Source organism: Sphingobium yanoikuyae (assembly GCF_034424525.1).
Taxonomy (GTDB): domain Bacteria; phylum Pseudomonadota; class Alphaproteobacteria; order Sphingomonadales; family Sphingomonadaceae; genus Sphingobium; species Sphingobium yanoikuyae.
The window spans coordinates 869,749-881,497 of the sequence record NZ_CP139979.1 but is presented as its reverse complement, the minus strand read 5'-3'; the positions used below and the strand labels follow the sequence as shown (position 1 = coordinate 881,497).

The window sequence follows — 11,749 nt, the reverse complement described above, 5'->3', positions numbered from 1 at the left end:
GCGACCATTGCGCACAGGCTGCACCATCGCCATCATCGCGCGACACGGAGTGGCGGGAGGCCGGCGATGGAGACGATCGGGCGCGATCTGCGGGAAATGCAGCGTGTGCCGCTGACGGCCGAGCATGTCGCGGCGCTGCGCGCCGAGGGCAGCGAGGCCATCTATCCCGCCGGAACCTATATCGTCCGGCCCGGCGACCCGGTCGACCGCTTCATCTATGTCGAGGATGGCGAGATCGAGGTGGTCAATCCGTTCGGCGAGGAACGGCATGTCCCCTCCACCATCGGGCCGACCCAGTTCATGGGCGAGATTTCCTTCCTGGGCGGCGGCAGCTGGTCGATCCCGATGCGCGCGGCGCGCGATACCCGCGTGCTGGAAGTGCCGCGCCCGGCGATGCTGCGGCTGATGGCGGCGATCCCGGAAATGTCGGATATCATCATCACCGTGCTGGCGGCGCGGCGCCGGCGGCAGCTCGACATGGGCGACAGCACCCTGGTGTTGATCGGCGAGGATGAGGATCGGGCGGTGCGCTGCATTGCTGAGTTCGCCAGCCGCAACCGCCTGCCCTACACATCGCATGCGCTGGGCAGCGACGACGCCCGGCGGGTGGCGGCCAGTTGCGGGGCGCAGGCGGACCAGCCTGCGGTGATCTTCGGTCGCGACAATGTCGTTGCCGATCCCACCCCCGAGAAGGTCGCCCGGCTATTTGGCCTCGACCGCGGCTTTACCGAGAATGAGACGGTCGATCTGCTGATCGTGGGCGGCGGACCAGCCGGCGTGGCGGCGGCCGTCTATGCCGGGGCCGAAGGGCTGAACGCGCTGGTGGTGGAGGATATCGCGATCGGCGGCCAGGCCGGCACGTCGAGCCGGATCGAAAATTATATGGGTTTTCCCACCGGCATTTCGGGCGCCGACCTGGTCTGGCGCGGCGAGGTGCAGGCGATGAAATTCGGCACCCGTTTCCTGATGCCGCGCCGAGTTACGGCGCTGGAGGAAACCGGCGACGGCCATTATTGCGGCGTCTTCGACAATGGCCAGCGCATCTGTGCCCGCGCGGTCCTGGTCGCGACCGGCGTGGAATATCGGCGCCTGCCGATCAACCGGCTCGCCGATCTGGAAGGGGCCGGCATCTATTATGCCGCGACCGAGAATGAGGCCCGCTATTGCCGCCAGGCCGAAGCGGTGGTGGTCGGCGGCGGCAACAGCGCCGGCCAGGCGGCGATGTTCCTCAGCCGCAGCGCGCGCCATGTCCATCTGCTGGTGCGCGGGCCTTCACTCGCCCTGTCGATGTCCAGTTATCTGTCCAGCCGGCTGGAGGCCGACCCGGCGATCAGCGTCCATTATAACACCGAAATTGACAGCCTGCATGGCGATGCGCAGCTCGACGCGGTGACCATCCGCCAGGCCGATGGCAGCGCGCGCGAGATCGCCTGCTGCGCCCTGTTCATCATGGTCGGCGCGGCGCCCAATACCGGCTGGCTGTCGGGACTGGTGGCGCTCGACGACAAGGGGTTCGTGCTGACCGGCGATGCGGTCGAGGCCCCCTCCCCCTATGAAACCTCCCGCGCCGGCATCTTCGCGGTCGGCGACGTGCGCGCCGGATCGGTGAAGCGCGTCGCCTCGGCCGTGGGCGAAGGATCGGTCGTGATTTCGCGCATCTGGAGCCATGTGAATGACGAGGCGGTCAGGCCGCGCGCTGCAATTTCTCCCGCAGCGTGACCAGCGACTGGTTGAGCGCGGCGATTTCCTCGATCGAGATGCCGACGGCCTCCATCAGTTCGGCGGGGACGCAGGTTGACACGTCCTGCGCCACGGACTGCCCCTGCTGCGTCAGGCGCACCCGCACCACTCGTTCGTCAGCCGTGTCGCGCTGACGGGTGACGAGGCCCGCCGCCTCCAGCCGCTTGATCAGCGGGGTCAGTGTGTTGGATTCGAGGAAGAGCTGACCGCCCAGCTCGCCGACCGTCTGATTGTCGCGCCGGGCCAGCGCCACCATCACCAGATATTGGGGATAGGTGAGGCCGTAGCGATCGAGCAGCGGCTTGTAGAGCCGGTTGAAGGCAAGCCCGGTCGAATAGACGCCGAAGCAGAGAAAATCGTCGAGCGCGCCGCGCGCGGTATCTTGGGCAGTCATGGCGGGGGTGGTCATGGCGATACTCCTTGCCCCGAAATATAAATCGCACGCGATATGATCGCAAGGGTTGACGACTCAGATCGGCAGGCACATATAGATCGTACGCGATTTAATCGCAGATGATTAAATGAAAGGACCGATCGATGAGCAGCAAGATCCTCTATTCCACCAGCGCCACCGCAACCGGCGGCCGTGACGGCAAGGCCGCAACCACCGATGGCAGCTTCGCGGTGACGCTGGGCACACCCAAGGAACTGGGCGGCAATGGCCAGGGCAATAATCCCGAACAGCTGTTCGCGTCGGGCTATGCCGCCTGCTTCCTGGGCGCGATGAAGTTCGCCGCCAGCCAGGACAAGGATCTGCCCCGCGTGCCCGCCGACGCCAGCGTCACCGCCACGGTTGGCATCGGCCCGCGTAGCGACAAGGGCTTTGGCCTGGACGTCGCGCTGGAAATCAGCCTGCCGGGCGTCGACAAGGCGGCGGCCGAAGCGCTGGTCGCCGAAGCGGACACGATCTGCCCCTATTCGCACGCCACCCGCGGCAATATCGACGTGCGCCTCAGCGTCGCCTGACGCGCGGCGACCTGGCATAAAGAAAAAGGGCGGCCCGTGCAGGCCGCCCTTTTCATCATCAGCCGATCATCATCAGGCTGGCATTGCCGCCCGCGGCGGTCGTGTTGATGGAGGTCGATACCTCCTCCAGCAGCCAGTCGAGATGCCAGGCGCGCTCGTCGCCGGGCGCGGCTGCGTGGACGGTGACAATCGGCCCGTCCAGTTCGGCCACCGCCTGGGTTGCGGCGAGGATCTGGTCGACATCCCCCTCCACCAGCATCGCGGCGAAAGGCGCGTCCGGCTGGGCGAGGAAATGAGCGGCGACGCTGGCGGGCAGGCCCTGCGGCAGCGGCGCCCCTTCGATCACCGCGCGATTGCCGGTCGCCAGCACGGCGGCCATCTGGGCCAGCAGGCCGCGCCGCGTGCCCGGACGCAGCAGCAGCAAGCCGCGCGGATGCAGCGCATAGAGGTTGGTCTCGCCGACCGGGCCGGGCAGCGCCAGTTCAACGCCGAGCGCCGACGCATCGCCATAATGGCGCGCGACCGCCGCCGCCTCATGATCGTCCTGCGCTTCCAGCCAGCTGACAAAATCATGGATTGGCGAGGCGAGATAGCCGACCCGCTCGGCAAAGACCGGCGCGGTGCGGGTTAGGCGGCCGAGATAGAGCGGCCCGCCCGCCTTGGGTCCGGTGCCCGACAGGCCGCGCCCGCCGAACGGCTGAACCCCGACGATCGCGCCGATGACATTGCGGTTCACATAGATATTGCCGGCCTTCACCCGCGCGGTGACGCGCGCCACCGTCTCGTCGAGGCGGGTGTGCAGGCCGAAGGTCAGGCCATAGCCGGTGGCGTTGATCGCATCGACCAGCGCATCCATCCGCTCGCGACGGAAACGGATGACGTGCAGCACCGGGCCGAATATCTCGCGGCTGAGGTCGGCGATGCTGTCCAGTTCGATGATGGTCGGCGCGACGAAGGTGCCGTGCGCCGCCTCTTCGGGCAGTTCCTGCTGCTCGACCTTCCGGCCGAGCGCGCGTATCGCGGCGATATGCTGTTCGATGCCCGCCTTCGCCTCGGCGGTGATGACCGGGCCGGTGTCGACCGCGAGCCGATCGGTGCGGCCGATGCGCAATTCCCTGAGCGCGCCCTTCAGCATGGTGAGGGTGCGGTCGGCGACATCCTCCTGCAGGCACAGGATGCGCAGCGCCGAGCAGCGCTGGCCGGCACTGTCGAAGGCGGAGGCGATGACGTCGGCCACCACCTGTTCCGCGAGCGCCGAACTGTCGACGATCATCGCATTCTGGCCGCCCGTTTCGGCGATCAGCGGGATCGGCTTGCCGGCGGGCGACAGGCGGGCGGCGAGCTGGCGCTGGATCAGCCGGGCGACTTCGGTGGAGCCGGTGAACATGACGCCCGCCGTTTCCGGCGCGGCGACCAGCGCGGCGCCGATCCGGCCGTCGCCGGGCAGCAATTGCAGCGCGTCGCCGGGCACGCCGGCCTCATGCAGCAGGCGGACGGCTTCGGCGGCGATCAGCGGGGTTTCCTCGGCAGGCTTGGCCAGCACCGGATTGCCCGCGACCAGTGCGGCCGCAACCTGCCCGGTGAAGATGGCGAGCGGGAAGTTCCACGGGCTGATGCAGACAGTCGGCCCCAGCGGCACCTGATCCGGGCCGAAGGTGCCGCGCGCCTGCGCCGCATAATAGCGCAGGAAGTCGATCGCCTCGCGCACTTCGGCGATGGCGTTGGGCAGCGACTTGCCGGCTTCGCGCATGATGAGGCCCAGCAGCACCGGCATCCGATCCTGCATCGCGTCGGCCGCCCGCTCCAGCAGGACGGCACGATCGGCAACCGACGTGTTGGGCCAGCAGGCGTTGGCGGCGCGGATCGCGGCGGCACGGGCGTGATCGGCGCTCGCTTCCCAGACGGTGCCGACGATGTCGCGATGGTCGGCGGGGTTGCAGACCGGGCGCGCTTCCCCTTCCCCGCCCTCGGGCGCGGCGGTCCAGGCGATGGTGGCGCTATGCTGCAGCGCCTGCGTCAACGCGGCGAGCGCGCCTTCATCGCTGAGGTCGATGCCATCGGAATTGCGGCGATCGGGATAGAGACCGGCGGGCGCGGCGATCTGGTCATGCCGGGCGCCGGGATGCGGCATGGCGCGAACGATCTCGACCGGGTCGGCGATCATCTCCTCGATCGAGACATCGGGATCGGCGATGCGGTTGACGAAGCTGCTGTTCGCACCATTTTCCAGCAGGCGGCGGACGAGATAGGCGAGCAAGGTCTCATGCGTGCCGACCGGCGCATAGATGCGGCACGGGCGGTCCAGCTTGTCCTTGCCGACGACCTGTTCATAGAGCGGCTCGCCCATGCCGTGCAGGCACTGGAACTCATATTTGCCGATCGCGAAGTCCGGCCCGGCCATCTGGTAGATGGTGGCCAGCGTCTGGGCATTATGCGTCGCGAACTGCGGGAAGACGGCGTCGGGCGCGGCCAGCAGCTTTTTCGCGCAGGCGACATAGGCGACGTCGGTATGGACCTTGCGGGTATAGACCGGAAAATCGGCGAGGCCATCGACCTGCGCGCGCTTGATCTCCGCATCCCAATAGGCGCCCTTGACCAGACGCACCATCATCCGGCGATTGGCGCGACGGGCGAGGTCGATGATCCAGTCGATGACGAAGGGGCAGCGCTTGCCATAGCCCTGGACGACGAAGCCCAGGCCATCCCAGCCGGCAAGGTCGGGATCAAGCGCCAGGCTTTCGAGCAGGTCGAGCGAGAGTTCGAGCCGGTCGGCTTCCTCCGCGTCGATGTTGAGGCCGATGTCGTAGCGCTTCGACAGCAGCGCGAGTTGCTTAACCGCCGGCAGCAATTCGCCCATCACCCGGTCGGCTTGCGCGCGAACGTAGCGCGGATGGAGCGCCGACAGCTTGATCGAGATGCCGGGGCCGGCATAGATGCCGCGACCGGCCGACGCCTTGCCGATGGCGTGGATCGCCTTTTCATAATCGGCATAATAGCGCGCCGCGTCGGCAGCGGTGGTCGCCGCCTCGCCCAGCATGTCATAGCTGTAGGCGAAGCCCTTGGCCTCCAGTTCCTTGGCGCGCTTGACCGCTTCCTTGATCGTCTCGCCAGTGACGAACTGTTCGCCCATCATCCGCATGGCGAGATCGACGCCGCGCCGGATCACCGGTTCGCCAGCGCGGGCGACCAGGCGAGCGAGCGCCGCCGCCAGGCCGCGATCGTCGACGCTGCCGACCAGCTTGCCGGTGACGACCAGGCCCCAGGTCGCGGCGTTGACGAACAAAGACTTGCCGCCGCCCAGATGCGAACTCCAGTCGCCGTCGGCGATCTTGTCGCGAATGAGGGCGTCGCGCGTGTCGTTGTCGGGAATGCGCAGCAGCGCTTCGGCAAGGCACATCAGCGCCACGCCCTCCTGACTGGAGAGCGAATATTCCTGGACCAGCCCCTCGACCCCGGTGCCCTTGTGATTGGCGCGCAGGGTGGTGACCAGATGGCGCGCCGTGTCCGCCACGGCGGAGCGGGTGGCGTCGGGCAGGGTCGCCGCGTCGAGCAGCGGGGCAAGGCATTCAGCCTCGTCCCGACGATAGGCGGCGGTGATCGCCTGGCGCAGCGGCGACTTGTCGCGGATGGCGGGGGCGAAGGCGGCAAAGGGATGCTGGTCGGTCATGCGACCAGAATATCCGATTGGCGCATTTCATTCCGTCTTATGAACGCCCCGATAAATGCCAAAGTGACTTATTAATGGCAGCATGATAGGCAAATTGCATGAGTAACAAGCCCGCTATGGTCGAAATGGATGAGTTCGACCGGCGCATCATCGCCGCGCTGGTCGAGGATGGCCGCATGACCGTGACCGATCTGGCCGCCAGCGTCGGCCTGTCCAAGACGCCGTGCCAGGTGCGGTTGAAGCGATTGCAGGAGAGTGGCGTCATTCGCGGCTTTCGCGCGATCGTCGATCCGGCCAAGCTGGGGATGGACCATGTCGCCTTTACCGAGGTGAAGCTGAGCGACACGCGGGAGAGCGCGTTGCGCGAGTTCAATGCGGCGGTAAGGCGCATCCCGGAGGTCGAGGAATGCCATATGCTGGCGAGCAATTTCGACTATCTGCTCAAGGTCCGCACGTCCGATATTCGCCGCTATCGCATGGTGCTGGGCGAGAAGATTTCCGCCCTGCCCCATGTCGCCAGCACATCGACCTTCGTGGCGATGGAGACGGTGCTGGAATCCGGCAGCAAGCGGCCGCGCCGTTAACGCGGGACCGAAGGCCCTTCCACCCGGATGCCGCGCCGCTGAAGTTCGGCCCGTGCCGCCTTCTGATGCGGGGTCAGGCGCTGATAATCGGTGGTCGAACGCCAGATTTCGAGCACATCCTGATCGCTGCGAAACGCGACGTCCGCCTCTGCATTGGCATAGTCCTGCAGACGATATTTCCTCGGCGCTTTTTCGATCACCCGTCATCCCTTTCGCGGGAGACGTAGCGGATTTTACGTAAAAGCCGCGTGATGGCCATCACGCGGTTAAGGCGTGTTAATCAAACAGGGTCAGCGGCACGGCGTCACCCATGGCGCGATAGCCGGCCGGATTGGGATGGAGCGCATCGCCGCCATCATAAGCGGGCAGCAGCCGGTCCGGCCGCGCAGGATCGCGGGCGGCACGGTCGAAATCGACCAGCCCGTCAAAATGGCCCGGCGCGCGGATCCAGGCATTGACCGCCTGCCGGTCCGCCTCATTCTGGGCATCGGCATGATAATAGGCATTGCCGACGAAGGGCATGATGGTGGCGCCGATCACCTTGATCCCGCGCGCATGGGCGCGGGCGATGATCTGGCGATAGGCGCCGATGATGCGGGCGACATGGGCCTTGTGATCCTCGACACTGACCGGCGCGTCGCGGGTCAGGGTGCCAAGATCATTGACGCCTTCCAGCAGGACCAGATGGGTGACGCCGGGCTGGGCCAGCACATCGCGGTCGAGCCGGGCCAGCGCATTGGGGCCAAGTCCGTCGTTCAGCAGGCGGTTGCCGCCGATCCCCTGATTGACGACGGCGATGTCGCGCCGCTTGGGATCGGCCTGCAGCCGCTGGGCGAGCCGGTCGGTCCAGCGATCATTGCCGTTAGTGGTCGATCCCTTGCCATCGGTGATGGAGTCGCCAAGCGCCACGACCAGCCGTGCGGGCGCGCAGCGTTCGACCTCCAGCGCGGCGAGGTTGAACCAATGATCGAACGAGGCGGCGCCCACCATTGCCGTGTCGGTGAGATGATCGCCGGGCATATGCCAGGAAGTGGCGCGCGAGCCGGGATGCGAGGTCTGTTCCGGTTCGCCCTGATAGCGGATGGTGACGGCGATATTGTCGAGCGCGGCGACCGGCAGCGATACCGGGTCGGAGAGATAGTCGGCGCCCGCGGGCACGATCAGGTCCGGGCTGCCATCGAAACGCAGCGAAATGAGCGTGCCGGGATCGATCGCCGGCGATGTGCTGGCAGGGGCGCGGGCGATGCTGACGCCGGCAATATGGAGCGGCGCCGTGCCGGCGAGGTTGGAGATGCGCACACGCAGCCGTTCGCCGGCGATCGAGGGGCGGACGATCTGGCGCAGCGACTGGTCCTTGAGCGTGCCGGCGGCCAGTGCGGCGTCTCCGGTCGGGCGGAATTGCGAGGAGGCCCAGCCCGACACCCAGGTCGGCGTGCAGGTCTTTGCCGCCACCGGGCTGGTCGCAAGGGCCAGAAGCGAGAGGCAGATCAGAAGCGGAGAACGCATCATCGGCAGGTTCCTTTCAGCGGCGGCCCGACCGGCACGCGACACCATTGCAGGGATATTAGAATGTCAAAGTTCGAAGTTCACACCGTTGCACGATAGGATTTCGGCCATTTCCGCCGAAATCGCGAGGACGGCGCGACAGTGAGGCGCCCGTGAAGCGACAGCCATGCAACACTGACGCAACGATGAAGCGACACCGAAGCGACAGCGAGACGACACCCAAGCGACAGCGGATGCGATCGATGAAGGCGGAGACGGACGGTTTCATCCCACAGGGTAGATCAAAGAAAATCCAATTTGGAAAGCGCTCCGGTCCACAGGCCGACGCCCCCCGCATGCCCCCAAGAAAAAGGGCCGGCGTTGCCGCCGGCCCTGTCAGTGCATCCCTGGGATAGGATCAGAAGCTGGCCCGGATACCGGCCAGCACGGTGCGGCCGGGATAATAGACCGAATATGGCGCATTCTTATATTCGAAGTTCGTAACCAGAGGCTCGTCCGTGATGTTCAGCACGTCGACCGTCAGGCGCAGCGCCTTGTTGAAGAAGGGCAACTGATATCCAATCGATGTGTCGAGTTGACCACGGGCTTCGGCGATCAGGTCTGCACCGGTGATGCCGTTCTGCGGGCCATTGCCCGCCACCGACTTACCGGTCCAGACATAGTTGACGCTGACCGACAAGCCATGATCTTCGTAGAAGCCCTGAAGGTTATAGCCATATTTCGGGATGCCTTCGGCGAACAGGCCAGACGACGAGGATTGCTTGAGGCGCGTACCATTGGCCGAGAAACCAAGCCCCTTCACCAGGAAGTCGAGCGGCTGCACCCAGGTCGCTTCGATACCCTTGATCTTGAGATCGCTCAGATTGACAGGACGGCTGACGGTGATCGGCAGTGCGTCGATCGCCGTGCCGGTAAGCGCCGCACGGTTGCGCAACGCATCCTGCTGCGTCGAGATCAGGCTGTCGAACGGAATGTTGAGCGATCCGAACGCCACCTGTTCCTGTCGCGTAACGGTGAAGCCCTGAACATTCTTCATGAAGAACGACAGGCCGACATAACCGATTCCGCCGGTGTAGAATTCACCACCCAGATCATAATTGTCCGACGTATAGGGCTTAAGATCGGGATTGCCTGCATTCGCCACCAGCGCCGACGGATCGGAGAAGGTGATGCCGGGCAGGATGAGCCCCGCGTCCGGCCGGGTCATCGTGCGCGAAGCAGACGCACGCAGCTTGAGATTGTCGGTGACATCATAGGTCAGGTTGATCGCAGGCAGGAAATTTTCATATTTCTTGTTCGCGGTGATGTCGATGATCGCCGTGCCAACCTGGCTCGGGCCGGTGACTTTCTGATCGGTATGGGCGTAGCGCATGCCTGCATTGATATGCAGATCCCGGCCCGCAATCGTGGTGACGCCGTTCAGTTCGAAATAGGCACCCCATACCTTTTCATCAATATCTCCGGTCGCGCCGCCCGTCACGGCGCCGCGCGTTTCCGGTGCGCTGGCGAGGAAGGAGGCATAGTTGGTGACATTCTTGAGCGCGTCGAAGTCCGGCACGATGAAACCGGCAGCAGACGAACTGTTCAGATATTGCGCGATGGCGCTGGTCGGAACCGTGCCGGTTGCGCCCGTGCATCCCGCACCGCAAACTGACAACTGATAGGCAGGACTATTATCATAGGCACGTATCGAGCGCGTCGCCTGATCATAGGCGCCACCGATCTTCACGTTGAACAAATCGTCGCCGAAGGTGCCATCGATATGCGCACCCTTGGTTTCGGTCTTGCGCTTGAGCATCGTGATATTCTGGCGATACCATTGCCAGGTGCCGTTATTGGGATCGTTGAGGTCGATATTCGTGGTGATCGACGGATAGTCGCCCGAGCCGCTATTGTCATAATAGACGTCGACACCCGATTGCGGGGTCGTCTGGAAGGCGAAGGTCGGCTGTTCGCGGCTGAAGTGGCTCTTCGAATAGTTTACGCTGGCGTCGATCTTGACGGTATCCGACGGTTGCCAGGTCAGGCTGGGATTGACGTTCCAGAAGGTCGTGGACTGGTCGAACAGGCTGGCTTCGAGGAAGAAGGACGAGTTGGCAAAAGTGCCGCTGGTCACGACATTATTGTCATCGACGGTCAAATCGATCGGGATCATGCCGCCGGTAGCCTGCGCGCCCGTGCCCGGCCCCGAATTGCGGACCTGCCAGTTCATGTTGACCTTGCTGTAATCGCGCTTCGACTTTGCCCACATGCCATCGAGGGCAAAATGCAGTTCGTCGCTGGGCCGCCATTCAAGTGACGCGAGTGCCGAGATACGCGAACGGGTGCCATCCGTCAGGCTTTCACGGCCAAGGCGCGGAAGGAGTGCGGTGCTGAGTTGCGAGCGGGTCAGGCCAGAGGTGGCCACGACATTGACCGGCTGGCCGGCGACCAGGCCATGGCCGGTATTGTTGGGGACGACCGAGGCCCAGGAGAAATTATTGCCGCCCGGATCGCCAGCACCCAGATTGCCGTCGGTCCAGCCGACCGTCTCGAACCCCTTGACGCGGGTCTTGGCCTTGACGCCAGCGACGCCGACGAGGATGCCGAAAGTATCGGTGGTGTGGCTGGCGACGATCGCGCCGCGCGGACCGATCTTGTCGTTAGCGTCGGTATACTGGCCCTGTGCAACGACGGTCAGATGCGTGCCCGGCTTATCGAAGGGACGCGCATTGCGCAGATTGACCGTACCGGCAATGCCGCCTTCCAGCGTCGAGGGAGACGGGCTCTTGGCAAGGTCGAGGCGGGTAAAGAGTTCGGACGGGAAGAAGTCGAGGTCGACCTGGCGATTGCTGCCCTGACCGCCATTGGTGCCGCCATCCGACGCGACCTGGAACTGCGATCCATTCAGCAGCACCTTCGAGAAGCTGGGACCAAGGCCGCGGATCGATACCTGCGTACCTTCACCGCTAATGTCGCGGGTCAGGCGCACGCCGGGCATGCGGTTCAGCGTTTCGGCGAGGTTGGTGGCGGGCAGCTTGCCGATATCTTCCGCGAAGATCGAGTCGCCAAACGCAACCGCATTTTTCTTGGCGTTGGTGGCGCTTTCCAGCGAGGCGCGGATGCCGGTGACGACGATGTCGGCGGTTTCGCTGTCCTGCGGCGCGGCGGCGGCTTCGGCCGGTGCAGCGGCATCCTGCGCGGCGGCGGCCTGGGCCAGGCCCAGCGCGCCGAAGGCGGATGCGGCGAACAGGGCCGCACGGATATTATTGTGGCGTGAAATGTTCATACAACCTCTCCCCGAGCG

General features: G+C 65.1%; 8 protein-coding genes. 3 read left to right on the top strand and 5 right to left on the bottom strand.

What is annotated here, in order from left to right:
- The first annotated feature begins 66 nt into the window (after nucleotides 1–66).
- A complete protein-coding gene (locus U0025_RS04095) occupies nucleotides 67–1,719 on the top strand; it encodes an FAD-dependent oxidoreductase (RefSeq protein WP_004211447.1) in 1,653 nt (550 codons plus the stop codon).
- On the opposite strand, the gene U0025_RS04090 is transcribed toward U0025_RS04095, so the two are convergent.
- On the bottom strand, nucleotides 1,685–2,149 hold the full coding sequence (locus U0025_RS04090) for a MarR family winged helix-turn-helix transcriptional regulator (RefSeq protein ID WP_004211446.1): 465 nt from the start codon (nucleotides 2,147–2,149) through the stop codon (nucleotides 1,685–1,687). The genes U0025_RS04095 and U0025_RS04090 overlap by 35 nt on opposite strands.
- A gap of 128 nt (nucleotides 2,150–2,277) precedes the next feature.
- On the opposite strand from U0025_RS04090, the gene U0025_RS04085 reads away from it, so the two are divergent.
- Nucleotides 2,278–2,706, top strand: a complete 429-nt coding sequence (locus tag U0025_RS04085) for an organic hydroperoxide resistance protein (RefSeq protein ID WP_004211445.1) — start codon at nucleotides 2,278–2,280, stop codon at nucleotides 2,704–2,706.
- Nucleotides 2,707–2,764: 58 nt separating this feature from the next.
- Here U0025_RS04085 and putA read toward each other — a convergent pair whose 3' ends face one another.
- Entirely contained in the window at nucleotides 2,765–6,373 is a 3,609-nt protein-coding gene (gene putA / locus U0025_RS04080) for a trifunctional transcriptional regulator/proline dehydrogenase/L-glutamate gamma-semialdehyde dehydrogenase (RefSeq protein WP_004211444.1), read from the bottom strand.
- Nucleotides 6,374–6,471: 98 nt separating this feature from the next.
- Between putA and U0025_RS04075 the strand changes: the two genes are divergently transcribed.
- Nucleotides 6,472–6,957 (top strand): Lrp/AsnC family transcriptional regulator, encoded by a 486-nt coding sequence (locus U0025_RS04075; RefSeq protein ID WP_004211443.1) that lies wholly within the window; start codon nucleotides 6,472–6,474, stop codon nucleotides 6,955–6,957.
- Here U0025_RS04075 and U0025_RS04070 read toward each other — a convergent pair.
- From U0025_RS04070 to U0025_RS04060, 3 genes are all read right to left on the bottom strand, one after another.
- Nucleotides 6,954–7,157, bottom strand: coding sequence for a hypothetical protein (locus U0025_RS04070; RefSeq protein ID WP_004211442.1), 204 nt, complete (start codon nucleotides 7,155–7,157; stop codon nucleotides 6,954–6,956). The two genes, U0025_RS04075 and U0025_RS04070, sit on opposite strands and share 4 nt — an antisense overlap.
- A gap of 76 nt (nucleotides 7,158–7,233) precedes the next feature.
- Nucleotides 7,234–8,463 carry an SGNH/GDSL hydrolase family protein gene (locus U0025_RS04065; protein WP_037492091.1) on the bottom strand — a complete coding sequence of 410 codons (1,230 nt, stop codon included), beginning with the start codon at nucleotides 8,461–8,463 and terminating at the stop codon, nucleotides 7,234–7,236.
- A 397-nt stretch (nucleotides 8,464–8,860) separates the two neighbouring features.
- Nucleotides 8,861–11,731 carry a TonB-dependent receptor gene (locus U0025_RS04060; protein WP_004211440.1) on the bottom strand — a complete coding sequence of 957 codons (2,871 nt, stop codon included), beginning with the start codon at nucleotides 11,729–11,731 and terminating at the stop codon, nucleotides 8,861–8,863.
- Between the last annotated feature and the right edge of the window lie 18 nt (nucleotides 11,732–11,749).